22 protein-coding genes and 1 tRNA gene are annotated in these 23,772 nt (G+C 71.3%); 17 read left to right on the top strand and 6 right to left on the bottom strand.

Annotated features, from left to right (window positions below; genetic code table 11):
* Window positions 1-111 precede the first annotated feature (111 nt).
* The 4 genes from galU to ORG17_RS15135 all read left to right on the top strand — a co-directional run bounded on the left by galU (window position 112) and on the right by ORG17_RS15135 (window position 3,126).
* Window positions 112-1,002 (top strand): UTP--glucose-1-phosphate uridylyltransferase GalU, encoded by an 891-nt coding sequence (galU, locus tag ORG17_RS15150; protein WP_027466560.1) that lies wholly within the window; start codon window positions 112-114, stop codon window positions 1,000-1,002.
* A gap of 88 nt (window positions 1,003-1,090) precedes the next feature.
* Window positions 1,091-1,750, top strand: a complete 660-nt coding sequence (locus ORG17_RS15145; protein WP_017887986.1) for a GNAT family N-acetyltransferase — start codon at window positions 1,091-1,093, stop codon at window positions 1,748-1,750.
* Between the two features lie 117 nt (window positions 1,751-1,867).
* Window positions 1,868-2,977, top strand: coding sequence for a hypothetical protein (locus tag ORG17_RS15140; protein ID WP_214526318.1), 1,110 nt, complete (start codon window positions 1,868-1,870; stop codon window positions 2,975-2,977).
* Window positions 2,978-3,050: 73 nt separating this feature from the next.
* Window positions 3,051-3,126, top strand: a tRNA-Ala gene (locus ORG17_RS15135).
* 72 nt (window positions 3,127-3,198) lie between these two features.
* Here the strand turns inward: ORG17_RS15135 and ORG17_RS15130 are convergent.
* A complete protein-coding gene (locus ORG17_RS15130) occupies window positions 3,199-3,582 on the bottom strand; it encodes a response regulator (RefSeq protein ID WP_027466558.1) in 384 nt (127 codons plus the stop codon).
* 107 nt (window positions 3,583-3,689) lie between these two features.
* Between ORG17_RS15130 and ORG17_RS15125 the strand changes: the two genes are divergently transcribed.
* Window positions 3,690-4,745: an amidase domain-containing protein gene (locus ORG17_RS15125; RefSeq protein WP_250892126.1), complete on the top strand. Its 1,056-nt coding sequence runs from the start codon at window positions 3,690-3,692 to the stop codon at window positions 4,743-4,745.
* A gap of 105 nt (window positions 4,746-4,850) precedes the next feature.
* Here ORG17_RS15125 and ORG17_RS15120 read toward each other — a convergent pair whose 3' ends face one another.
* The 4 genes from ORG17_RS15120 to ORG17_RS15105 form a co-directional block, all read right to left on the bottom strand.
* Window positions 4,851-6,071, bottom strand: a complete 1,221-nt coding sequence (locus tag ORG17_RS15120; protein ID WP_214526319.1) for a hypothetical protein — start codon at window positions 6,069-6,071, stop codon at window positions 4,851-4,853.
* A gap of 150 nt (window positions 6,072-6,221) precedes the next feature.
* A complete protein-coding gene (locus tag ORG17_RS15115; protein WP_214526320.1) occupies window positions 6,222-8,102 on the bottom strand; it encodes a glycoside hydrolase family 2 protein in 1,881 nt (626 codons plus the stop codon).
* A gap of 104 nt (window positions 8,103-8,206) precedes the next feature.
* Complete coding sequence (locus ORG17_RS15110; RefSeq protein WP_301565254.1) at window positions 8,207-8,662, bottom strand: MaoC/PaaZ C-terminal domain-containing protein; 456 nt, start codon at window positions 8,660-8,662, stop codon at window positions 8,207-8,209.
* Between the two features lie 19 nt (window positions 8,663-8,681).
* Window positions 8,682-10,154, bottom strand: a complete 1,473-nt coding sequence (locus ORG17_RS15105) for a CYTH and CHAD domain-containing protein (protein ID WP_250892127.1) — start codon at window positions 10,152-10,154, stop codon at window positions 8,682-8,684.
* A 128-nt stretch (window positions 10,155-10,282) separates the two neighbouring features.
* On the opposite strand from ORG17_RS15105, the gene ORG17_RS15100 reads away from it, so the two are divergent.
* Complete coding sequence (locus tag ORG17_RS15100; protein WP_250892128.1) at window positions 10,283-11,596, top strand: phosphotransferase; 1,314 nt, start codon at window positions 10,283-10,285, stop codon at window positions 11,594-11,596.
* A gap of 76 nt (window positions 11,597-11,672) precedes the next feature.
* Here ORG17_RS15100 and ORG17_RS15095 read toward each other — a convergent pair whose 3' ends face one another.
* The gene (locus ORG17_RS15095; RefSeq protein ID WP_027466553.1) at window positions 11,673-12,023 is read right to left on the bottom strand and encodes a DUF1844 domain-containing protein; all 351 of its coding nucleotides are present in this window, start codon (window positions 12,021-12,023) and stop codon (window positions 11,673-11,675) included.
* 283 nt (window positions 12,024-12,306) lie between these two features.
* Here ORG17_RS15095 and infC point away from each other — a divergent pair, with 283 nt between their 5' ends.
* From infC to argF, 11 genes are all read left to right on the top strand, one after another.
* Window positions 12,307-12,981: a translation initiation factor IF-3 gene (gene infC / locus ORG17_RS15090; protein WP_081827403.1), complete on the top strand. Its 675-nt coding sequence runs from the start codon at window positions 12,307-12,309 to the stop codon at window positions 12,979-12,981.
* Window positions 12,982-13,040: 59 nt separating this feature from the next.
* The gene (rpmI, locus tag ORG17_RS15085; RefSeq protein WP_017887976.1) at window positions 13,041-13,235 is read left to right on the top strand and encodes a 50S ribosomal protein L35; all 195 of its coding nucleotides are present in this window, start codon (window positions 13,041-13,043) and stop codon (window positions 13,233-13,235) included.
* 28 nt (window positions 13,236-13,263) lie between these two features.
* Window positions 13,264-13,647 carry a 50S ribosomal protein L20 gene (gene rplT / locus ORG17_RS15080; RefSeq protein WP_017887975.1) on the top strand — a complete coding sequence of 128 codons (384 nt, stop codon included), beginning with the start codon at window positions 13,264-13,266 and terminating at the stop codon, window positions 13,645-13,647.
* A gap of 65 nt (window positions 13,648-13,712) precedes the next feature.
* Window positions 13,713-14,564, top strand: a complete 852-nt coding sequence (locus ORG17_RS15075; protein ID WP_214526322.1) for a TrmH family RNA methyltransferase — start codon at window positions 13,713-13,715, stop codon at window positions 14,562-14,564.
* Between the two features lie 95 nt (window positions 14,565-14,659).
* Window positions 14,660-15,700, top strand: coding sequence for a phenylalanine--tRNA ligase subunit alpha (gene pheS, locus ORG17_RS15070; RefSeq protein ID WP_027466550.1), 1,041 nt, complete (start codon window positions 14,660-14,662; stop codon window positions 15,698-15,700).
* Window positions 15,700-18,192: a phenylalanine--tRNA ligase subunit beta gene (gene pheT / locus ORG17_RS15065; RefSeq protein WP_214526323.1), complete on the top strand. Its 2,493-nt coding sequence runs from the start codon at window positions 15,700-15,702 to the stop codon at window positions 18,190-18,192. The genes pheS and pheT overlap by 1 nt, the downstream gene beginning before the upstream one ends.
* Window positions 18,193-18,269: 77 nt before the next feature.
* Entirely contained in the window at window positions 18,270-19,367 is a 1,098-nt protein-coding gene (locus ORG17_RS15060) for an N-acetyl-gamma-glutamyl-phosphate reductase (RefSeq protein WP_071244125.1), read from the top strand.
* Window positions 19,364-20,563, top strand: coding sequence for a bifunctional glutamate N-acetyltransferase/amino-acid acetyltransferase ArgJ (gene argJ / locus ORG17_RS15055; RefSeq protein WP_214526324.1), 1,200 nt, complete (start codon window positions 19,364-19,366; stop codon window positions 20,561-20,563). The genes ORG17_RS15060 and argJ overlap by 4 nt, the downstream gene beginning before the upstream one ends.
* Complete coding sequence (argB, locus tag ORG17_RS15050) at window positions 20,563-21,615, top strand: acetylglutamate kinase (protein WP_111058105.1); 1,053 nt, start codon at window positions 20,563-20,565, stop codon at window positions 21,613-21,615. The genes argJ and argB overlap by 1 nt, the downstream gene beginning before the upstream one ends.
* A complete protein-coding gene (locus ORG17_RS15045) occupies window positions 21,612-22,835 on the top strand; it encodes an acetylornithine transaminase (protein ID WP_214526325.1) in 1,224 nt (407 codons plus the stop codon). Before argB ends, ORG17_RS15045 begins: the two co-directional genes overlap by 4 nt.
* The gene (gene argF, locus ORG17_RS15040) at window positions 22,832-23,755 is read left to right on the top strand and encodes an ornithine carbamoyltransferase (protein WP_071405139.1); all 924 of its coding nucleotides are present in this window, start codon (window positions 22,832-22,834) and stop codon (window positions 23,753-23,755) included. Before ORG17_RS15045 ends, argF begins: the two co-directional genes overlap by 4 nt.
* Window positions 23,756-23,772 lie beyond the last annotated feature (17 nt).

Here is a 23,772-nt window from a genome sequence, read left to right as displayed (position 1 = left end):
AGGAGTCTACCGAGGGGGCACGGTTGCGGCTTCCCGCCGGGAACCCGCGGGGTCCCGTGTCCCCCGGAGCGACGACATGCCCTCGAAAGGGGGATCGGATACGGTCTGACCATGGGCTTCCAGATTTCGAAGGCGGTGATCCCGGCCGCAGGGCTGGGTACCCGCTTCCTCCCCGCGACCAAGGCGATGCCGAAGGAGATGCTCCCCGTCGTCGACAAGCCGGCCATCCAGTACGTGGTGGAAGAGGCTGTCGGTGCCGGGCTGACCGACGTGCTGATGATCACCGGGCGCAACAAGAACGCGCTCGAGAACCACTTCGACCACGTGTCGGAGCTCGAGGAGACCCTCCGCAAGAAGGGCGACCACGAGAAGCTGCAGAAGGTGAACCAGTCGACGGACCTCGCCGACATGCACTACGTGCGGCAGGGCGACCCGCTCGGCCTCGGCCACGCGGTGCTCCGCGCGAAGATGCACGTCGGCCGCGAGCCGTTCGCCGTGCTCCTCGGTGACGACATCATCGACGCCCGTGACCCGCTGCTCCAGCGCATGATCGAGGTCCAGGGCGAGAAGAACGCCACCATCGTGGCCCTGCTCGAGGTACCCGAGTCGCAGACCCACCTGTACGGCATCGCCACGGTCGAGCCGACCGACACCGACGACGTGGTGAAGATCACCGGGCTCGTCGAGAAGCCCCCGCAGGGCGAGGCACCCTCGAACCTGGCCATCATCGGCCGCTACGTCATCCGTCCCGAGGTCTTCGACGTCCTCGAGAAGCAGGAGCCGGGCAAGGGCGGCGAGATCCAGCTGACCGACGCGCTCATGAAGATGGCGAGCGCCGAAGAGTGGACCGGCGGCGTGTACGGCGTCGTGTTCCGTGGACGCCGGTACGACACCGGTGACAAACTCGACTACATCAAGGCGATCGTGCAGCTCGCCTCGGACCGCGATGACCTCGGCCCCGACCTCAAGTCGTGGCTGAAGGAGTTCAACGCGGGCGAATAGTCGGCCATCCCGCCCGGGTCCGTCACATGACGGACCCGGGCGGGACACCCCGTCCCGCACAGCGGCGGGACCCCGGAGGAACCCAGCGATGACGACGATCCCGACCCTGTCCCACGGGCGGGTCACCATCCGGCCCCTCCGGCTCCGCGACACCCGCGACCTCGACGCGGCACTCGCGACGAACCGCTCGTGGCTCCGCACCTGGGAGGCCACGAACCCCTCCGGACACGTCTCCACCGACGTCCGCGGCAGCATCCGCGCGCTCCAGGCCAACGCCCGCGCGGGACTCGGACTCCCGTTCGCGATGGAGCTCGACGGCCGCTTCGTCGGTCAGCTCAACGTCTCCGGCATCTCCTACGGCTCGCTCGCGAGTGCCTCCATCGGCTACTGGGTCGTCGAGGACGCCGCCGGCCACAACGTGACGCCGATCTCGGTCGCCCTCGCCGTCGACCACTGCTTCCGGTCGCTCGGCGTGCACCGGATCGAGATCTGCATCCGGCCGGAGAACGCCCCGAGCCTGCGCGTCGTCGAGAAGCTCGGCTTCCGGTACGAGGGACTCCGTCGCCGCTACATCCACATCAACGGGGACTGGCGGGACCACTTCTGCTTCGCGCTGGTGGCGGAAGAGGTCCGCGGCGGCGTCCTCGAGCGCTGGGTCCAGGGGCAGGTGCCTCCCGGTGTGGGGACCGTGCCGCTCGCAGCACGCGACGAGGCCGCCATGCCGCTGGACACGACGCCCCGCATCTGACGGGCCGCCTGTCACGGGCCTGGAGGCGCGGCTCGCCCCCGCAGATTCGCCCCCGACACGCGCAACACGCGTCCGGCAATGACGCGGCGCGGGAACCGCCGCCCCTACCGTGTTCGCATGGCAGGAATCGGCTCGTGGGGTGGCGGCATCGTCCTGCTCGTCGCGGCCGTCCTCTGGCTCGTCTACCTGATGCCGTCGTGGGCCGCCCGCCGCCAGTACCTGGCCACCGAGCGGAACGCCATCCGGCTGCAGCAGACCCTCCGGATCCTCGCGCAGACCGCCGAGCTGCCGGACGAGGTCCGCATCGAGATGAACGCGAAGTCCCTCGCCCAGGCGCAGCGCGTCGCCCGGTCCGAAGAGGCCAAGCGCACCGCCATCGTCCGAGCCCACGAAGCGGCGCGGCAGCGTGAGATCACCCGCCGCCTGGCCGAGCAGGCCCCGGTGCTCGAGCGGGCGTCCGCCGTGCCGGCCCTGACCGCGATGCGCATGCGCCGTTCCCGGCTCGGGGCGACCCTGTTCGGCACGCTCGGCATCGTCGTGGCCCTCGTGGTGTTCGTCGCGGCACCGTCGCTCTGGCTCGTCGGTGTCGCAGGCCTCGTCGCCGCCGGTGGGTCCGCAGCGGTCCTGGCCCAGCTGCACCAGGTGGCGACGGCGCGGAAGCAGCGTCTCGCGGCCGGTGAGACGGGCACGACCCGCGCCTCCCGGCCGTCCACCGCCTGGACCGACCCGGCCCCGCCCCTGTCGACCGAGCAGCCCGCTGCACCCGCTGCGGACCGCTCGTGGACCCCGAACCACGTGCCCAAGCCCCTCTACGTGGAGCGCCCGAGCGCACCGGCTGCATCACCTGAGTCGTCGGCGGAACTCGCCGCGCGGTTGAAGGAGCGCGTCGCCGCGGCCAAGGCCGAAGCCGAGGCCGAAGCGGCGGCGATCCGGGCGGGGGAGTCCGACCCGTCGCTGGCGCGGGTCTCGCGGATGCGACCCGAGCTCGAGGAAGCTGCGGCATCGCTGTCCGCGCACGACCAGGGTCGTCTGGCCGAGCGGCTCGGGCTGCGGGCGCCCGCTGCTCCTGCTGCCGCTGCCGCTGCCGCTGCTGCTGCTCCTGCTGCCGACGAACCCGCCGCTCCGGCCGGTCCGCCGAGCAAGTGGGCCGGCATGGGGGTCCTCGACGACGACGCCTACCAGCAGGCCGACCTCGACGCGATCATGCGACGGCGCCGCGCGGTCTGACCCGCGGCACGCCCGACGGGCCACCTGCGATTTCGGCTGGGCCGACCGAGGGTGCTAATGTGATCGAGCACTTGGGGCTATGGCGCAGTTGGTAGCGCGTCTCGTTCGCAATGAGAAGGTCAGGGGTTCGAATCCCCTTAGCTCCACCAGGTAGCAACACGAACGGCCCGGAACCCACAGGTTCCGGGCCGTTCTGCCGTTGTCGGGCTGTTCGTCGTGCGTCAGCCCGCGATGCTCTCCGTCAGCACGCCGGACTGCGCGAAGGTGGTGTGGATGGCGTTCGCGGCCTGCTCGAAGGCCCGGTTCCCGCGCGAGATGCCGAGCGCTCCGCCCTTGATCGCGGACTTGCCGGAGCCGCGCAGCAGCCGGGCGACGGTGCGGCCGTCCGGGGCGATCATGATCTGCACGTCCAGGCGGGTGTGGAACGTGCGGTCGTTCGCCATGCCGCCGATGAGCAGCGTCAGGCCGAGGCTGCCGCGGGTCGCACGGAGTGAACCCTGCTCGGCGTCGTCGACGGTGTAGCCCTCGCGGGACAGGGCCTCGCGCACCTGTGCACGGGCGGTCTCGGGATCGGTCGCGACGAAGAAGTCGTGGCTCTCGGGCATGTGTGTGTTCCTTCCGAACGGGTCCGCTGGGACACGGAGGACGCTCGCCCCCGAAGACGATCATGCCGTGTCGGAACGACGGAGGTGTCGCTTACGCTGGTCGTGTCATGACTGCCTCGATGAACCGCCGCGCACTCCTGTCCCTCGCCGGCGTCGCCGGGATCGGGCTCGCCGTCGCGGCGTGCTCCTCCGGCAGCGACAAGGGCGGCGACTCGGGCAGGGGCTCGGGCGGCGGGCGTGGGAGCTCCGGTGGGGACGCCTCGTCCGCACCGACCGCGAAGCCCGTCGCGAAGTCCCTCGCTCCGGCGCAGGTCCCGCTCGTCGGTGGCGTCACGGTCACCGTGGCGGGGACCGGACTCGCCGCCGTCAAGGGCGTCACCGTCGGCGGAGTCGCGGCGCGTGACGTGCAGGCCACCGCGTCGAAGGTGACCTTCACGGCCCCGCACCAGGCGATGTACACGGCCGGCGACGCCGACGTCGCACTCTTCACGTCCGCGATCGAACCCACCCCGTCGGCGAACCAGTCCTCCGACGGCAACGGCAGCGCCGCGAACGACGGGCAGAGCGGCGCCACCCAGGCCACCGCGACCGCATCACCGACCCCGACCGCCGCCGCGACGCCCGCTGCGGGCAGCGCGGTCGCCTCGACCACCCTCGCCTACGCCGCACTGACCGACGTCGACCGGCAGCTCGCCTACGCGATGCGGTACTGGAAGGACTACAACCTCGCCGAGTACGGCACGATGAACCCCATCGGCGGCGACTGCGCGAACTACGTCAGCCAGACCCTCATCGCCCGTGGGTGGGAGCAGCGGTCCGACTGGTACAACCGGGCCGCCGGTGCCGAGCACAGCGCGACGTGGACCTACTGCCCGACGATGGACCCCTGGCTCGCGGACAACGCGGGCGAGTTCGGGCTCACCCGGCGTTCCTCGGACGAGCGCGACAAGGTCAAGGTCGGCGACATCGTGTTCTTCGACTGGAACGCCAACGGCTCACCCGACCACACCACCATCGTGTCCGAGGTCTTCACCGAGCCCGACGGCACCATCCGCATCAAGTCGGCGAGCCACAACCAGGACGGCCCCTACCGCGACCTCGACGAGATGATCACGGTGCAGCACCCCGGCGGATCGGCCTGGTTCCACACGTTCGACGCGTAGCGCTCACCAGGCCCGCAAGACACCGGTGTTCGCACGTCGCACCGCGGTCTGCGCGTGTTCAACCGGCGAACACCGGTGTCTTGCAGAGCCGACGACCAGCACCGCTCACGGGTACCCGAGGAACCAGAGCAGCACGATCGCGACCGGCTGCAGGCACACCCCGACGACCAGCCACGTCACCGCTCGCCGCCGCGTCCCCACGAACACGTCCGACCCGAGCAACGGCGCCATCGGCATGAGCAACCGCGGCAACGACTGCTGCGGCAGGAACACCGCCACCAGGTACAGCCCGTAGGACGCCGTGAACGCGAGCACGTCGGTGCCCAGGGCCCGGGTGCTCCTGCGCGAGAAGAACCACACCGCGCCGGCGAGCACCACCACGACGAGTCCGATGCCGAGCGGCCCGAGCCACGTCGACGCCATCGTGAACCACGGCGTCAGCGGCGCGAAGTGCTGGCGACCGACGAACCCCACCCACCACGACAGCTCGGTGTCCAGGTACGCGTTCGGTCGCCCGGTCACGGCCGTCGCGATGACGGGCCACGCCAGTCCCGCAGCCGCGACGACCAGGCCGGTCACCACGATCGCGATCCGGTCGCGCCACGGGAACGCGTCCTGCTGCCGGCGCCACGCCACCCACCGCAGGACCAGGTGCACGGCCAGTGCCAGCGCCAGCGCGAGGACCCCGGGCTTCGTGAACGCCGCCACGACACCGAGCGGGGCGATCAGCCAGTACCGTCGCCGGACCAGGGCGAGCAGGGAGCCGAACAGCAGCACGAGCAGCAGGCTCTCCGCGTAGGCGACCTGCAGCAGGAACCCCGTCGGCGCGAACGCGAACAGTGCGGTCGCCCAGCGGGCCCGGTGCGAACACCCGACGGCGAGCACCAGCCGGTACAGCAGCACGCAGGCGCCCGCTCCGGCGATCGACGCCACCACGACCCCGGCGACCCAGAACGACGCTCCGGTCAGCGTCATCACGACCCGCACCACCGCGGGGAACACCGGCAGGAACGCCCACGCGTTCGGCAGGACGTGCCCGGAGTCATCGGTCGGCAGCGTCGCCGGGTACCCGTGCTCGGCGATGATCCGGTAGAACGAGGCATCCCACGAGCCCGAGAACGTGAAGAACGAGGGATCGTGCCGGTACGAGGCGAACGGCCAGCCGTTCGCGGTCGCCACCAGGTACACGGTCGCCAGCAGCACGGTGCTGACCACCCGCGAGCCCGCCCAGATCAGCAGCGGTGCGGTCCAGGCGCTGCGCCGTCCGGTCAGCAGGCCGCGGAACCCCCGCCTGGAGGCCCGGCTCGCTTCCGCCACGCTCGTCACCCGCCCGATCCTCCCAGACCGCGGGCCGCGCCCCGCATCGCGGGCCGTCCCGCGTCCGCCGCGACGTGCCCTGCGTGCATCGTGAGCAGTAATGGTCGGGTCCGTCTGCCGGACCCGACCATTACTGCTCACGAAGTGCGGGCCTCCCGGCTAGCGCCCCGTGACCGCGCGACGGATCTGCTCGATCGGCACCTTCGGCGACCGGTCGGCGTTGAGCAAGCCGTTGGTCTCCTGCATGGTGTCGGTGAGCTGCGTGTAGCAGGACCCGGCGAGGAACGAGCTCGCACGGATCGCGTCGTACAGCGCGGTGAAGCGGGCGACCCAGTCGTCGCCGTCGCTAGCCGACGTGTAGCCCCAGCCGTCCTCGCGCTGGACGCCCGGCTGGTAGTTCACGCCGCCGAACTCGGTGAGCATGACCGGCTGGCCGAGGTCCTCGGCGCCGCCGACCAGGATGCGGCGATCCGCCGGACCGATGCCACCGAGGAGTCGAGCCCGTGCGGTCTCGTCTGCGTAGGTGGCCGCGAGCCGGGGGCCGTCGCCCTCGTAGTCGTGGATCGTGACGATGTCGGAGTTCGTGTGCTCCCACCCGTCGTTCGAGATCACCGGACGCGTCGGGTCCAATGCCCGCGTGACGTCGGCGAGGGCCCGGGCGTAGGCCTGCTGGGCCGGGTCGGTGGCGATGTGCTGCACGCCCCAGCTCTCGTTGGCGGGCACCCACGTGACGATCGACGGGTGCGAGGCGTCACGCTCGACGGCGTCCATCCACTCACGCATCAGACGCTGCACGGCGCGGGGGGAGAACGCGTAGGCGCCGGGAGCCTCACCCCACACCATGAGTCCGAGTCGGTCGGCCCAGTACAGGAACCGCGGGTCCTCGATCTTCTGGTGGTTGCGGGCCGCGTTGAAGCCGAGCTCCTTGATGAGTTCGACCTCGCGGCGGAGCGCCTGGCGGGACGGGGCGGCGATGTGCGACTCGGGCCAGTAGCCCTGGTTCAGGACGCTGCGGACCTCGTGGCGTCGACCGTTGAGCAGGAACGCGCCGCCGTCGACCCCGACCGTCCGGATCCCGAAGTAGCTGGAGACGGCGTCGAGCGCGCCCGTGCTCGCAGTCGTGGCGTTGCCGGCGCTCGGCAGCAGCGTGACCGTGGCGTCGATCAGCCGGGGCGTGTCCGGCGTCCAGTGCAGCTCGTCCTCGGCCTGCCCGTTCGTCTGCCGCGCGATCGGCACGACCACGTCGAACTCGTCGCCGGTCTCGCCGACGGTGGTCTCGATCGTGGCGAGGTGCTCGTCGCGGTCGTCCCAGCGGGCCTCGACGCGCAGGCGCTCCCCGCCGGTGCGGTGACCGTCGAGCCGGACCGTCAGGCGCATGGTCGCGTGGTCGACGTTCGTCCAGCGCAGGGACGCGATCGAGGCGGTCGGCACGGCCTCGAGCCAGACCGTCTGCCAGATCCCGGTGGTCCGGCGGTACCAGATCGCGTGGGGGTCCTCGTGCCAGTCCTGCTTGCCGCGCGGCTGGGTCAGGTCGTGCGGGTCGTCCTCGGCGCGGACCACCAGGGTGTGCACGGCGTCGGGGTCGGCGGCCAGCGCCTCGGTGACGTCGAAGGAGAACGGGGTGTGGCCGCCCTCGTGTCCGCCGATGAACTGCCCGTCGATCCAGACGCGGGCACGGTGGTCGACGGCGCCGAAGTGCAGGACGAGTCGAGGGGCGCCGTCGCCGAACCCGGCGGCGTCGAGCTCGGAGCGGGTGATCGCACGGGAGTACCAGACCACGGGGTGGAAGCCGGGCTCGTCGATGCCCGAGGCCGGGGACTCGGGCGGGAACGGGACGACGATGTCCCGTGCGTCGGCGAAGCCCGTGTGCCAGGCGGGGTCGTCGCCGTCGTTCCGGAACGACCACGTGCCGTCGAGGTCGGCCCACGCGGTGCGGAGCATCTGCGGCCGGGGGTACGTGCCGTCCTGCCGCGAAGCGAGGGGGAGGCCGGGGGCGGAAGCGGAGTCAGGTGCGGCCACGGTGCCGTCGAGCGTGCTCATGCGTCCATGCTCCCGTGCCGGTACATCGTTGTAAAGAGTTCGTTGTGAACAGGGAGCCGGGATTGCGCGGAACAGGTTCGGCGGGGCTCTCGTCGAGCGGTCGCTCAGTCGATCGCGGCGTCGCGGGTGAGCACCATGACGTCCATCCGTCCCTGCTGGACGACCATGCCGTGCTGGTTCCGCAGCGCCACCGCCCGCTCGACGATCCCGGTCGTGCCCGAACTCGTCAGCCGGGTGCCCAGGACCTCGACGGTGCAGGTCACGGTGTCCCCGATGAACACGGGCTCGGTGAAGCGCCACTGGTCGATCCCGAGCAGTGCCACCGCGGACCCCTCGAACACGCCCGTGCGCGCGATGAGCCCGAGGCACAGCGAGGTGCCGAGCAGCCCGTGCACGATCCGCTGCCCGTACCGGGTCTTCCCGGCGAACTCGACGTCCGTGTGCACCTGGTTGTTGTCGTTCGTCCACGAGGCGAACGACACCACGTCCGCCTCGGTGATGGTGCGCCCCGGTGTGGTGAAGGTCTGTCCGGCGGCGAGGTCCTCGAAGTAGTGCGGCACGGCCCGATTCTCGCACCGGTCAGAGGCGGGCGAGCAGCTTCCGCGATCGGTGCAGGCCCTGCGCGCTGGCCGCCAGCTCGGTCGTCGCCAGGACGCCGTACCCGAACGTGTCCTCGCCGTGCTGCGTTGCCACAGCGGCCAGCCCTCGGTACGCATCGGCTGCGTGCGCGGCGTCGAGCGTCTCGCCCAGGGTCTCCTGCACCCGTCGCAGCCGTCCGAGCCGACGCTTGCCGACGTCGGGCAGGTCCCCGGCCGCCTGCAGCGCGTAGCGCAACCGGCGCGCGGCCTTCCGGACCTCGTGCAGGGTGTCGAGGTCGTCGCTGGGATCGCCCAGCAGCCGACCGACGCGTGCTCGCTCGTGCCGGATGCGCCTGGTGACGAACGCGGCTGCGTCGTCGTCCGCGTGCGGGCCGGCCGGTGCCCGCAGCAGCAGGTCGTCGAGGGCGTCGAGCGTCCGGAACCAGGCGTCGGAGCGCAGCGCTCGCCGGAGCTCAGCAGCGGTGACGCTGCGACGTTCCGCGGTCGCCGAACCGATGCGGTCCAGGGTCCCGGCGTCCACGTACCCGTCGGGGGCTCGTGCCGCCGACCGGGACAAGCCGGCGTGCAGCACCTCGGCGTCGCGAGCGGTCCCGGCGACCCGACCGGTCTGGGCCAGGGCGGCACGGAGCTCCTCGGTCGCCCGGCGGTCGAGCGCGCCGCGGAACGCCGCGAGCACACTCCGCAGGCGGCGCAGCACCTTCCGCAGGTCGTGCACGGCCTCGGGCTCGTCGGCCCGTACCCGGGGATCCACCGCGACGAGGTCACGCCGCAGGGCATCGAGCACTCGCAGGACGAACCCGGCGGCGGTGTCCGGCCGGGGGCGCTTCGCTCGGCCGCGTCGTTGCTCCGGGGCGGGCTCGGGGCCGCGGGGGAGCGGAACCGACGCGACGTCCACGGGATCGGTCGCCGCGTCGTGCAGCGCTCGTTCGGCCGCTCGAGCCGTGCCGCCGTCGCGTCCGTCGTCCGTCAGGGCCCACCACCGCGACGACCGCAGCACGGTGGTGTCCGGGTCGCCGTCGTCCACGCGCACGTCGGCGACCTCGGCCCGCACCCGGCCGTCCCCGCCGCGCAGGGTCACGAGCGTCGTGGTGGTGTCACGGACCAGGACCGTCCGCAGGGGACGACCACGCAGGAACACCTCGACGGCGTCTCGCGGGGGATCGTCGGACACGCCCCCGAGCGGTTCCGGGTCGGTCCCGTGCCCGCCCCGGTCGATCGTCCAGTCGCCGTCCGGCAAGCGTGTGAGCACGACACCCTCGGCGGCGAGCACCCTGTCGTCGGAGTCCCACACCGTCTCGCGCACCGTCACCGCTTCGTGACGGCGCACGTCGGCGGCGAACGGCTCGAGTGCGGGGAGCCTGCGGTCGTCGAGGATCCGCCAGGTCCGGCGGGGGTCGGGGAGCGCAGGTGCAGCGTCAGCGGCGGAGGCAGGAGCGGCAGCGGATCGGGGCATGCCGCAAGTGTCGTCCGACGCGCCCGTGTCAGACCGGGGGCAGCGGGGTTCTGTGGACGGAGTCCTGCCTGGGGTGTCCTGTGGGGGACTCGGCACCTCGCCAGGCCCCGGCGCGTAGGTTCCGCTGCATGAGCGACGGAGCACCCAGCGCCCCCGACACCCGCGCAGACACCAGCGCACCCGACACCACGGGCCCCACCAGCACGCCGAGCGACCGCGACCTCGAGTCCTGGATCGCCGACCGCCGCTGGTACGCCTCGAAGGGGTCCGTGCCACGCCTCCGGACGATCTCCACCGACGATGGGACCCGGCTGGTGCTCGACGAGGCCCCCGCGGTCCCCGTCCTCTACCAGTCGCCGATCACCAGCGACCCCGACGGCGTGATCGTCGACGCCACCACCGACCTCGCGTGGGTCTCGGCGCTCGCCGCACGCATCGACGGGGCACCGGACAGCCTCAGCCCGATCGGCCGGGTCACCGCCGCCCGCGTCCTGACGGGTGAGCAGTCCAACACGTCGGTCATCTGCGACACCGAGTCGGGCGACCGCGTCATCATCAAGGTCTTCCGCGTGCTGCACCACGGCGACAACCCCGACGTGACCACGCAGCTCGCCCTCACGGCAGCGGGCAGCACGCGGGTGCCGCGGGTCTACGGCGCCCTCCGCGCCGACTGGCCCGACGTCGGACGCCCGGACGGCACGGCGACGGGGCACCTCGCCTTCGCCCAGGAGTTCCTGCCCGGGCTCGACGACGCCTGGCGCGTCGCGCTGCAGGAGGCGCAGGCCGGCACCCCGTTCGGTGACCGCGCCGAGCAGCTCGGCACCGCGCTCGCAGACGTGCACAGCACCCTCGCCGGAGCGCTGCCGACGGAACCGGCCGACGCGCCCCGACGGGACGCCGCCGTCGCGACGATGCACGCCCGACTCGACACCGCCGCCCGCGAGGCCCCGGCCGTCGCCGGCCACGTCGACGCCATCCGCGCGGTCTACGCCCGTGCCGCTGACGCGACGTGGCCGGATCTGCAGCGCATCCACGGTGACCTGCACCTCGGACAGGTCCTGTCGGCACCGGACCCCCGCGGCTGGGTGTTCCTGGACTTCGAGGGCGAGCCGCTCCGCCCCCTCGACGAACGCTCGCTGCCGGACGTCACCCTGCGCGACGTCGCGGGGATGCTGCGCTCCTTCGACTACGTCGCGGGCGCGCTGGCACACGATGCCGAACCGGTCGACGCCGCCTCGTGGGCCGCCGAGGCGCGAGCCCGCTTCCTCGAGGGCTACCAGCGGGGGACCGGCGCGGACCTCGCCGTCCACAGCGCGCTGCTCGACGCCTTCGAGCTCGACAAGGCGGTCTACGAGGTCGTCTACGAGACACGCAACCGACCCGACTGGGTCGGGATCCCGCTCGCGGCCGTCGCGCGCCTGGTCGGCGACAGCGGGTCCTGAGCGCGACCCACGGACGCCACGGGAGGCCCGTGGCGACACCGCCACGGGCCTCCCGTCCGTCACCGGGTGACGTCGTCTAGTTGACGGGACCCGTGTACTTCTCGCCCGGTCCGGCACCGATCGGGTCCGGGATCGCCGACGCCTCGCGGAAGGCGAGCTGCAGGGACCGCAGCCCGTCGCGGAGCGGACGGGCGTGGTGGTCGCCGATCTCGGTCGCGGCGGCGGTGACCAGGCCGGCCAGCGCGGTGATGAGCTTCCGTGCCTCGTCCAGGTCGGTCTGTTCCTGCGGGTCGTCGGCCAGGCCGACCTTCACGGCCGCGGCACTGAGCAGGTGCACCGCAACGGTGTTGATGAGTTCGACCGCCGGCACCTCCGCGATGTCCCTGGCGGCGTCGATGCCGGTGTCGTCGATCGGGGTGTCGCTCACGGTGCTCCTCTGCTAGACTTGCTCGCGGCAGATGCTGTCCGTGTGCCGTCAGTTCCTCGACAACACCCGGACGGTGTCACGAAAGAGGAGTCTCTCCCACCCGCGGCCGCGTTCCACCAGGCTACCGGGTCACCACCGCTCCGCGAGTGCACGTGTTGTGCTCGTCGGTCGGATCCCACGGATCCGATGCAGGGCGGCTGCCGAACGGGTCGACATCCCGTGCGTCAGATCTCCTCTCTCGTGCTGTCGTCCAGGGCAAACGCCCCGGACGGCCACCACCTGATTGAAGGAGCTCCGCATCACCGATCCCCGTACCAACGACCGAATCCGCGTTCCCGAAGTCCGACTCGTCGGTCCGCAGGGTGAGCAGGTCGGCGTTGTCCCGATCGCCATGGCACTGCGTCTCGCGCAGGAAGCCGAACTGGATCTGGTCGAGGTCGCGCCGAACTCGAAGCCGCCCGTGGCCAAGATCATGGACTACGGCAAGTTCAAGTACGAGGCCGCTCAGAAGGCCAAGGAAGCTCGTCGCAACCAGGTGAACACGGACCTGAAAGAGGTCCGTTTCCGCCTGAAGATCGACGTGCACGACTACGAGACGAAGCGCAAGCGCGCCGAGGGGTTCCTCCTCGGTGGCGACAAGGTGAAGGCGATGATCCTCTTCCGTGGCCGCGAGCAGTCGCGTCCGGAGCAGGGTGTCCGTCTCCTCCAGAAGTTCGCGGAAGAGATCGCCGAGTTCGGTGTCGTCGAGTCGCGTCCGACCCAGGACGGCCGCAACATGACGATGATCATCGCCCCGCTCAAGAACAAGTCCGACGTCAAGGGCGAGCAGAACGCCAAGCGTGCTGCACAGAAGGCCGAGCGTCGTGCCACCGAGCACGCCGCGAAGGGCAAGGACGAGGCCGAGGCCGGTTCCACGTCCGAGGCAGCCGCGGAATCCACGGACGCCGCGGCCGAATAGGTCCCCGGACCGACCCCGCAACGACGCGGCCCCCATCCATCCCACGGAAAGGCACCACCATGCCCAAGCAGAAGACCCACTCCGGGTCGAAGAAGCGCTTCAAGGTCACCGGTACCGGCAAGATCATGAAGCAGCAGGCCGGTATGCGTCACAACCTCGAGGTCAAGAGCTCCAAGCGCAAGGCCCGCCTGAACGAGGACCAGGTCCTCTCCAAGGGTGACGCGAAGAACGTCAAGAAGCTCCTCGGCCACTGAGCCCCGCAGATCGTAAAGGAATAGTGCAATGGCACGAGTAAAGAGAGCGGTCAACGCCGCCAAGAAGCGCCGCGTCATCCTCGAACGCGCCGAGGGCTACCGCGGCCAGCGTTCGCGCCTGTACCGCAAGGCCAAGGAGCAGGTCACCCACTCCCTCGTCTACGCGTACCGCGACCGTCACGCGAAGAAGGGCGAGTTCCGTCGCCTCTGGATCCAGCGCATCAACGCTGCGTCCCGTGCGAACGGCCTGACCTACAACCGCCTCATCCAGGGTCTCAACCTGGCCGGCGTCGAGGTCGACCGTCGCATCCTCGCCGACCTTGCGGTGAACAACCCCGAGACCTTCACCGCGCTCGTCGAGACCGCGAAGAAGGCCCTCCCGGCCGACACCTCGGCCCCGAAGGCTGCGTAGTCAGTTCTTCTGCTCGCGAAACCCCCGCCGCACGGCGGGGGTTTCGTCGTTCCTAGACTTGGGTCGTGAGCGATCTCCTCGAGAACCCCCGTGCCGGACGCGTGAAGGCCGTTGCGGCCCTGGCCAAGAAGGACGTCCGGGCCGAGACCGGCCTGTTCCTGCTGGAAGGGCCCCAAGCGGTCCGCGAAGCGCTGGAGTACGCCCCGGAGCTCCTGCGCGAGCTCTACGTGACGCCGACCGCCGCTACCCGCTACGGGCTCGACGACGCGCCGGTGGACACCTGGTTCGTGACCGAGCAGGTGCTCGACGCGATGGCCGACACGGTCACCCCGCAGGGCGTGGTGGCGGTGTGCCAGCAGTTCCCGACGTCGGTGAAGGACGTCTTCCCGGACCGCGCTGCGGCCGCCGCCGACCGGGAGGCCCGTGATGCGTCCGACGATCAGGCCGCGTTGCCCGGACTGGTCGCCATCCTCGAAGAGGTGCGGGATCCGGGGAACGCCGGCACGATCATCCGGGCCGCCGACGCGGCCGGCGCCGACGCGGTGGTGCTGACCGGACGCTCGGTCGACCCGTACAACCCGAAGGTCGTCCGGTCGACGACCGGGTCCCTGTTCCACGTCCCGGTGTCCGTCGGCGTGACCCTGGCGGACACGATCGAGCGGGCGAAGGCCCTGGGCTACACGGTGCTCGCGGCGGACGTCTCCGGCGACGACCTGCCGGTGGTCCGAGCCGAGGGGATGCTCGACGGACCGACCGCGTGGGTCTTCGGCAACGAGGCCCGCGGACTCACCGCCGACGACCTGGCGCTCGTCGACCGGGCCGTCAAGGTGCCGATCTACGGGCAGGCGGAGTCGATGAACCTCGCCACGGCCGCGTCGGTGTGCCTGTACGAGTCGGCCTTCGCGCTCCGGAGCTGACCTCGTCCCTCCCCAGGCCGGTCGTCGGCGTCGGCCATCCACCGTCCGCTCGGTGCAGGTGGGTGGTATCCCGACGGCCGGTAGGCTTGGGTCTCGTGTCAGAACCTCTCGAGATCAGCGAATCGGCCGTCGCCGACGCGGTGGACGCGGCCCTCGCCGCCGTCCGTGCCACGACGACGGTCGCAGAACTGAAGCAGGCCAGGGCCGAGCACACCGGTGAGCAGTCACCGTTGGCGCGGATGAACGCATCGATGCGCAGTGTGCCGCCGGAGCAGAAGGCCGCGGCGGGCAAGCTCGTCGGGCAGGCCCGTGGGCGGGTGAACGCGGCGATCGCCGAGCAGGAATCCGTCCTCGCGGTGGCCGAGGAGCGCGCACGGCTCGAAGCCGAGCGCGTCGACGTCACCGCGTTGCCGGTCCACCGCGCCACCGGCTCCCGCCACCCGCTCTCGCTGCTGAACGAAGCCGTCGCCGACATCTTCGTGGGCATGGGGTGGGAAGTGGCAGAAGGCCCCGAACTCGAGCACGAGTGGTTCAACTTCGACGCGCTGAACTTCGACCAGGACCACCCGGCCCGGGCCATGGCGGACACGATCTTCGTCGAGCCCGTCGACCGGCACCTGGTCATGCGCACCCACACCTCACCGGTGCAGGTGCGGTCGCTGCTGTCGCGTGACCTCCCGCTGTACGTCATCGCCCCGGGTCGCGTCTACCGCGCCGACGAGCTCGACGCCACGCACCTGCCGGTCTTCACCCAGGTCGAGGGCATCGCGATCGACAAGGGTCTGACGATGGCGCACCTGCGCGGCACGCTCGAGCACTTCGCCCGGCAGATGTTCGGCGCCGAGGCGCAGATCCGGCTCCGCCCGAACTACTTCCCGTTCACCGAGCCCAGCGCCGAGATGGACGTCTGGCAGCCGAACGCCAAGGGTGGCGCGCGGTGGGTCGAGTGGGGTGGCTGCGGCATGGTGAACCCCAACGTCCTGCGTGCCGCCGGCATCGACCCGGACGAGTACCAGGGCTTCGCGTTCGGCATGGGCATCGAGCGGACACTGCAGTTCCGCAACGGCCTGAACGACATGCGTGACTTCCTCGAGGGCGACATCCGCTTCTCGCAGCAGTTCGGAACGGTGGTCTGATGCGCGTCCCACTCCGTTGGCTCGGTGAGTCCGTCGACCTCCCCGAGGACGTCACCCTCGAGCACGTCCACGCGGCGCTCGTGTCGGTCGGCTTCGAGGAAGAGGACGTCCACACCTTCGACCTGACCGGACCCATCGTGGTCGGTCGGGTCCTCGAGCGCGTCCCCGAGCCGCAGAAGAACGGCAAGACCATCAACTGGTGCCAGGTGGACGTCGGCGAAGCCGAGCCCCGCGGCATCGTCTGCGGCGCGCACAACTTCGACGTCGGCGACCTCGTCGTCGTCACGCTGCCCGGCGCAGTCCTGCCCGGGCCGTTCCCGATCGCAGCCCGCAAGACCTACGGGCACGTGTCCGACGGCATGATCGCCTCGGCCCGCGAGCTCGGGCTGGGCGACGAGCACGACGGCATCCTGCGCTTCGCCGACCTCGGCATGGACCCCACCGTCGGTGCCGACGCCATCGCGCTCCTCGGCCTCGACGACGCCGCGGTCGAGATCAACGTCACGCCGGACCGCGGCTACGTGCTCAGCATGCGCGGGGTCGCCCGCGAGTACGCGCACGCCACCGGAGCGAGCTTCCACGACCCCGTCGACCGCGTCGCGCCGCGGACGGCCGAGGGCTTCCGGGTCACGATCGACGACCAGGCCCCGATCCGGGGTCGGGCCGGAGCATCGACGTTCGTCACGCGTGTCGTGCGCGGGATCGACCCGGCCGCGAAGACACCGTCCTGGATGGTGTCGCGCCTGTCGCTGGCCGGGGTGCGCTCCATCTCCCTGCCCGTCGACGTCACGAACTACGTCATGTTCGAGCTCGGCCAGCCGCTCCACGGCTACGACCTGCAGACCGTCGCGGGCGGCCTCGGCGTGCGCCGGGCGGCCGCTGGCGAGACGCTCGAGACCCTCGACAGCACCGTCCGGAAGCTCGACCCCGAAGACCTCGTCATCACCGACGACCACGGTCCCGTCGGCCTCGCCGGCGTCATGGGCGGAGCCCGCACCGAGATCTCGGCGAGCACGACCGACGTGCTGATCGAGGCCGCCGGGTTCGACCAGGTCTCCATTGCCCGCACCGCTCGTCGCCACAAGCTCCCCAGCGAGGCATCCCGTCGCTTCGAGCGTGGTGTCGACCCGCAGGTGGCCGAGGCCGCGGCGAACCGTGCCGTCGAGCTCCTCGTCGAGCTCGCCGGCGGCACCGCTGACACCCTCGGGTCCACGCTCGTCGACACCGAGCCGCGGGCGACCGTGGCGATGCGGCTCTCGCGTCCGGCCGAGCTCGTCGGCGTCGAGTACACCGACGCCGAGGTCATCGACACACTCCGCGCGATCGGCGCCACGGTCGAGGCCGACGGTGAGCAGCTCACGGTCACCCCGCCCACCTGGCGTCCCGACCTGACCGACGACACCACCCTCGTCGAAGAGGTCGCGCGCATCGTCGGCTACGACCGGATCCCGAGCGTGCTGCCGGTCGCTCCGCCCGGTCGGAGCCTGACCCGGCACCAGCAGGCTCGTCGTCGGGTTGCCTCGGCGCTGGCCGCGGCGGGCCTGACCGAGGTCGTCACGGCGCCGTTCGTGTCCGCTGCCACGCAGGACGCCTACCCGGGGATCGACCCGCAGGGCGGACCGAGCGTCGTGCTCGCCAACGCCCTGGACAGCGAGCAGAACCTCCTGCGCCGCAGCGGCGTGCCGGCCCTGGTCGACGCCGCCCGTCGCAACGTGTCGCGCGGGCTCGTCGACGTCGCGCTCTACGAGACGTCCCGGGTGTTCCTGCCGGTGACGGGCGTGACGCTCGGCACCGACGAGGTCCCGGCGGGCGCCGCCCGGCCCGACCGTGCGACGCTCGAGGCGCTGGACGCCTCGCTGCCCGCCCAGCCCTTCCACGTCGCCGCACTGCTCACCGGCCACCGGGTCGTCAAGCAGCCGGGCACCACGGCGGAACCGTTCGGCATCGCCGACGCGATCGATGCGGCCCGCCAGGTCGCCTGGGCCGTCGGTGTCGAACTCACCGTCGCGCAGACGACCCACCCGTCCCTGCACCCGGGCCGCGCCGCGTCGCTGCTCGTCGACGGCACGGTCGTGGGCGTCGCCGGAGAGCTCCTGCCCGAACTGGCCGAGGCCGCCGTCCTGCCCCGCGTGGTGGCGGTCGTCGAGCTCGACCTCGACGCACTGGTCGCCGCGGCCCCGGAACTCGTCGCGGTCGCGCCGATCGTCTCCTACCCGGCAGCCACGCAGGACCTCTCGCTCGTCGTCGACGCCGACGTGCCGGCCGGTGACGTGCTGGATGCGGTGCGCTCTGGCGCCGGAGACCTGTTGGAGTATGCTCGGCTCGTGGATGACTACCGGGGCTCCGGCGTGGACGAGGGACAGAAGTCCCTGACGTTCGCCCTGCGCTTCCGTGCCACGGACCGCACGCTGACCGCTGCCGAGGCCACCGAGGCCCGTGACGGCGCTGTCCGACGTGCCGGCGAGCGATTCGGGGCGACCCTGCGCGACTGACCCACACGGGATCAGCACCGCCCGGGGTCGCCGCCTCCGACTCTCTCGACGACCAGTCCGACCAAAGGTGGAATCCCATGTCCGTATCCGTCGCCGTGGCGGGAGCCTCCGGCTACGCGGGTGGTGAGCTCCTGCGCGTGCTCTCCGCCCACCCCGAGTTCGAGGTCAGGACGGTGACGGCGTTCTCGAACGCCGGACAGCCCCTGATCGCGACGCAGCCGCACCTCCGTTCACTGTCGCACCTGACCCTGGCGGAGACGACGGCCGAGACGCTGCGCGGGCACGACGTGGTGTTCCTGGCACTGCCGCACGGGCAGTCCGGAGCGATCACCGCGGAACTCGGCGACGACACGCTCGTCATCGACTGCGGCGCGGACCACCGTCTGACGGACCCGGCGGCGTGGGAGCGGTTCTACGGCGGTGACTACTTCGGCGCGTGGACCTACGGGCTGCCCGAGCTGCTGCTCGCGGCGCCCACTCCGGGCTCGGCCGATGAATGGCGCGAGGTCGACGACATCGCCTCGCAGGGCAAGCAGCGTTCCGCCCTGGTCGGCACGAAGCGCATCGCGGTGCCCGGCTGCAACGTCACCGCGGTGACGCTCGGCATCCAGCCGGGCATCCAGGCCGGCCTCGTCGAGTCCGACGACCTCGTCGCGGTGCTCAGCGTCGGCCCGAGCGGTGCCGGCAAGAAGCTCAGCACCACCTACCTGGCCTCCGAGATCATGGGGTCCGCCAGCGCGTACGCCGTCGGCGGCTCGCACCGGCACGTCCCCGAGATCCAGCAGAACCTGCAGGTCGCGGGGGCCTCCGACGTGACGATCTCGTTCACGCCGGTCCTGGTCCCGATGTCGCGGGGGATCCTCGCGACCACCACCGCGAAGCTCTCGCCCGGCGTCAGCGCACGCGACGTCCGACTCGCCTGGGAACAGGCGTACGCCGACGAGCCGTTCGTCCACCTGCTGCCCGAGGGCGAGTTCCCCCGGGTCGCGGACACGATCGGTGCGAACACCGCGCTCGTCGGCATCGCCGTCGACGAGGCCGCCGGCCGTGTCGTCGCGGTGACCGCGCTCGACAACCTCGCCAAGGGCACGGCGGGCGCCGCCGTCCAGTCGGCGAACATCGCCCTCGGTCTCCCCGAGACCACGGGCCTCAGCGTGGACGGAGTCGCACCGTGACCGACGCAGGCACGACCACCCAGACCGAGCCGGGCCTCCAGGGCGTCACCGCGGCAGCGGGCTTCCGCGCCGCCGGCGTCACCGCCGGTCTCAAGACGAGCGGCAAGCCGGACGTGGCCCTCGTCGTCAACGATGGCCCCGACGCGGCCGTGGCCGCCGTCTTCACCAGCAACCGGGCCCAGGCGCACCCCGTCATCTGGTCCCGCCAGGTCGTCGGTGACGGCGTCGCGCGTGCCGTCGTCCTGAACTCCGGCGGCGCGAACTGCTTCACCGGCCCGTTCGGCTTCCAGACCACGCACCTGACGGCCGAAGCCGTGGGCGACGCCCTCGGGATCGGGGCCGGCGACGTCGTCGTCTGCTCCACCGGGCTCATCGGTGTGGGCGACCAGACCTTCCGCGACAACGTGCTCCGTGGCGTCGACCTGGCGAGTGCTGCACTCAGCGACGACGGCGGTCCGGATGCGGCCACCGCGATCATGACGACGGACACGAAGGCCAAGCAGTCCGTCGTGACCGAGGACGGCTGGACCGTCGGCGGCATGGCCAAGGGTGCGGGGATGCTCGCCCCGGGCCTCGCGACGATGCTCGTCGTCATCACGACGGACGCCGTGCAGACCCCGGACCAGCTCGACCAGGCGCTCCGCGCCGCCACCCGCATCACGTTCGACCGGGTCGACTCCGACGGCTGCATGTCCACGAACGACACCGTCGTCCTGCTGTCGTCGGGTGCGAGCGGCGTGACGCCCGAGGTCGGTGACTTCCAGGAGGCCCTGACCGCGGTCTGTGCCGACCTGGCCCGCCAGCTGCAGCAGGACGCCGAGGGCGCGAGCCACGACATCGCGATCGAGGTCGTGCACGCCGCGACCGAGGACGACGCCGTGACCGTCGGTCGGAGCGTCGCCCGGAACAACCTGTTCAAGGCTGCGGTCTTCGGCAACGACCCGAACTGGGGCCGGGTGCTCGCAGCGATCGGCACCACCGACGCCGAGTTCGACCCGTACGCGGTGGACGTCAGCATGAACGGCGTCCGGGTCTGCCACGCGGGCGCACCCGACGAGCGGAGCGACTCCGTCGACCTGACCCCGCGTGACACCCACGTGCGCATCGACCTCGGTGTCGGCACGCACTCGGCCACGATCCTGACCAACGACCTCACGCACGACTACGTGCACGAGAACAGCGCGTACTCCAGCTGATGGCGGCCGACACGAACGGGGCCGGCACGCCCCTCACGAAGGAAGAAGAACACGAGTTCGCCGCGGTCAAGGCGGCGACGCTCATCGAGTCGCTGCCATGGCTCAAGCGCTTCTCGGGCAAGGTCGTCGTGGTCAAGTTCGGCGGCAACGCCATGGTGAACGAGGACCTGAAGCGCGCCTTCGCCGAGGACATGGTCTACCTACGCTACGCCGGCCTGCACCCGGTTGTCGTGCACGGTGGGGGGCCGCAGATCTCCGCCGCCCTCAAGGAACAGGGCATCGAGTCCGAGTTCCGCGGCGGCTACCGCGTCACGACGACCGAGGCGATCACGGTCGTCCGCGACGTCCTGGCCGGCGAGGTCAACCGCGAGATCGTCGACTTGATGAACGAACACGGCGAGGGCCTGGCCGTCGGCGTGTTCGGCGACGGCGGATCGCTGTTCACCGGCGAGAAGAAGGGCGTCGTGGTCGACGGGCAGGAGTACGACCTCGGCCATGTCGGGGACATCACCCACGTCGACCCGTCCGGTGTGCTCGCCGCGATCGAGGCCGGCCGGATCCCGGTCGTCTCGAGCATCGCGATCGACGACGCGCACCCCGACCAGGCACTCAACGTGAACGCGGACGCTGCGGCGGGTGCCCTGGCGATCGCGCTCCGGGCCTCGAAGCTCATGATGCTCACCGACGTCCCCGGCCTGTACCGCAACTGGCCCGACCGTGACTCGATCGTCGACCTCATCGCGGTCGACGAGCTCCGCGAGCTCCTGCCGAGCCTCGAGTCGGGGATGATCCCCAAGATGACCGCGTGCCTCGACGCCGTGGTCGGCGGGGTCGGCGGTGCGACGATCATCGACGGCCGGATCCCGCACTCGATCCTGCTCGAGGTCTTCACCCTGCGGGGTGCGGGTACCGAGGTGATCCCGGATCCGAGCCGACGAACCGAGAACCAGATGACCCACGCCGAGATCGGCCGTCGCGTGGCGTCGCCGTCGATCGACAGCAGTACCGGCCAGCACGTGGCGGGTACGAACGAGAAGGGACACCAGCAGTGAGCACCGAGACGCAGACCGAGACCTGGAACGACCGGTTCGGGGCGTCGCTCATGCGATCCCTGACCCCGCCGAAGATCATGCTCGAGCGCGGCCAGGGCTGCCGCGTCTGGGACGTCGAGGGCAACGAGTACCTCGACTTCCTCGCCGGCATCGCGGTGAACTCGCTCGGCCACGCGCACCCCGCCCTGGTGGAGGCGATCGCCGACCAGGCCGCGAAGCTCGTGCACGTGTCGAACTACTTCGCCACCCCGCCGCAGCTCGAACTCGCCGAGCGCCTCAAGCGCATCACCGGCGCGGGCGACGCGGGCCGCGTGTACTTCGGCAACTCCGGCGCCGAGGCCAACGAGGCCGCGTTCAAGCTGGCCCGCCTCAACAAGGGTGCGGACGGCACCAAGACCCGGATCCTCGCGCTCAAGCAGGGCTTCCACGGCCGCACGATGGGCGCCCTCGCGCTCACCGGCAAGCCCGCGCTGCAGCAGGACTTCCTGCCGATGATCCCGGGTGTCGAGCACATCGACACCTCGATCGAGGCGCTCGAAGCGTCGATCGACGAATCCGTCGCCGCCCTGATCCTCGAACCCATCAAGGGCGAGGCCGGCGTGGTCGACCTGCCGGAGGGCTTCCTGCTGGCGGCACGCCGACTGACCGCGGAGCACGGCGCACTGCTGATCCTCGACGAGATCCAGACGGGTGTCGGCCGGACCGGCAACTGGTTCGCGTTCCAGGGCCACGGTGTGACGCCGGACGCCATCACCGTCGCCAAGGGCATCGCCGGTGGCTTCCCCATCGGCGCCCTCGTCACGTTCGGCTGGGCCTCCGACCTGTTCTCGGCCGGGCAGCACGGTTCGACCTTCGGCGGCAACCCGCTCGGCACCCGAGTCGCCAACGCGGTGCTCCAGGAGATCGAGCGCGCCGACCTCGTCGCCGGCGCAGTGGTCAAGGGTGAGCGGATCCGGGACGGCATCAGCGCCATCGGCTCCCCGCTGGTGGAAGAGGTCCGTGGCACCGGCCTGCTCATCGGCGTCGGTCTGACCGGTCCGATCGGTCCGGCCGTGAACGCAGCCGCCCTCGAGCGTGGCCTCATCATCAACGCCCCCAACGAGTCGAGCCTGCGCATCGCGCCGCCGCTCATCGTGTCCGACGCCGAGATCGACGAGTTCCTGTCGATCCTCGCCCAGAGCCTCGCGGCCGTCGCCGCAGCGCAGGAGCCCACAGCATGACCCGCCACTTCCTCCGCGACGACGACCTGAGCCAGGCCGAGCAGTCCGCGATCCTCGACATCGCCGACCGCATGAAGGCCGACCGCTGGGCGGAGAAGCCGCTGGCCGGTCCGCAGAGCGTCGCGGTGATCTTCGACAAGTCGTCGACCCGTACCCGGGTGTCCTTCCACGTCGGCATCTCCGACCTCGGCGGCAGCCCGCTGATCATCTCGACGGCGAACAGCCAGCTCGGCGGCAAGGAGACCCCGTCGGACACCGCCCGTGTGCTCGAGCGCATGGTGTCGGCGATCGTGTGGCGCACCTACGGCCAGGCCGGGCTCGAGGAGATGGCCGCCGGCACGACGGTCCCCGTCGTCAACGCGCTGTCCGACGACTTCCACCCCTGCCAGCTCCTCGCCGACCTGCTCACCATCCGTGAGCACCGCGGCGCCCTCGCCGGGCAGACCGTGGCGTTCATCGGCGACGGCGCGAGCAACATGGCGCAGTCGTACCTGCTCGCCGGGGCGACGGCGGGCATGCACGTCCGCGTCGCCGCCCCCGCCGAGTTCTCCCCGTCGGCGCAGGTCGTCACCGACGCCGAGGAACGCGCCGCCGTGACGGGTGGCTCCGTCCTCGTGGTGACCGACCCGGTGGCCGCGGTCGCGGGTGCCGACGTGGTCGTCACCGACACCTGGGTGTCGATGGGCAAGGAGTCCGAGAAGCAGTCGCGTCTCGACACCTTCGCGGGGTACCGCGTCGACGACGCGCTCATGGCGCACGCCGCCGACGACGCCGTCTTCATGCACTGCCTGCCGGCCGACCGTGGGTTCGAAGTGACCGCCGACGTCATCGACGGCCCGCGCAGCATCATCTGGGACGAGGCGGAGAACCGTCTGCACGCCCAGAAGGCGCTGTTGGCCTGGCTGCTCGCCAACGACTAGCCGACGGACCGATCACC

The organism is Curtobacterium flaccumfaciens pv. betae (assembly GCF_026241855.1).
Taxonomy (GTDB): Bacteria; Actinomycetota; Actinomycetes; order Actinomycetales; family Microbacteriaceae; genus Curtobacterium; species Curtobacterium flaccumfaciens.
This window is presented reverse-complemented; position numbering and strand designations above follow the sequence as displayed.

Excerpts from the sequence above, each read along its gene's own strand:
- galU (WP_027466560.1), top strand. The coding sequence starts at position 112 with ATGGGCTTCCAGATTTCGAAGGCGGTGATCCCGGCCGCAGGGCTGGGT.
- ORG17_RS15145 (WP_017887986.1), top strand. The coding sequence starts at position 1,091 with ATGACGACGATCCCGACCCTGTCCCACGGGCGGGTCACCATCCGGCCC.
- ORG17_RS15140 (WP_214526318.1), top strand. The coding sequence starts at position 1,868 with ATGGCAGGAATCGGCTCGTGGGGTGGCGGCATCGTCCTGCTCGTCGCG.
- ORG17_RS15130 (WP_027466558.1), bottom strand. The coding sequence starts at position 3,582 with ATGCCCGAGAGCCACGACTTCTTCGTCGCGACCGATCCCGAGACCGCC.
- ORG17_RS15125 (WP_250892126.1), top strand. The coding sequence starts at position 3,690 with ATGACTGCCTCGATGAACCGCCGCGCACTCCTGTCCCTCGCCGGCGTC.
- ORG17_RS15115 (WP_214526320.1), bottom strand. The coding sequence starts at position 8,102 with ATGAGCACGCTCGACGGCACCGTGGCCGCACCTGACTCCGCTTCCGCC.
- ORG17_RS15105 (WP_250892127.1), bottom strand. The coding sequence starts at position 10,154 with ATGCCCCGATCCGCTGCCGCTCCTGCCTCCGCCGCTGACGCTGCACCT.
- ORG17_RS15100 (WP_250892128.1), top strand. The coding sequence starts at position 10,283 with ATGAGCGACGGAGCACCCAGCGCCCCCGACACCCGCGCAGACACCAGC.
- rpmI (WP_017887976.1), top strand. The coding sequence starts at position 13,041 with ATGCCCAAGCAGAAGACCCACTCCGGGTCGAAGAAGCGCTTCAAGGTC.
- rplT (WP_017887975.1), top strand. The coding sequence starts at position 13,264 with ATGGCACGAGTAAAGAGAGCGGTCAACGCCGCCAAGAAGCGCCGCGTC.
- pheT (WP_214526323.1), top strand. The coding sequence starts at position 15,700 with ATGCGCGTCCCACTCCGTTGGCTCGGTGAGTCCGTCGACCTCCCCGAG.
- ORG17_RS15060 (WP_071244125.1), top strand. The coding sequence starts at position 18,270 with ATGTCCGTATCCGTCGCCGTGGCGGGAGCCTCCGGCTACGCGGGTGGT.
- argB (WP_111058105.1), top strand. The coding sequence starts at position 20,563 with ATGGCGGCCGACACGAACGGGGCCGGCACGCCCCTCACGAAGGAAGAA.
- argF (WP_071405139.1), top strand. The coding sequence starts at position 22,832 with ATGACCCGCCACTTCCTCCGCGACGACGACCTGAGCCAGGCCGAGCAG.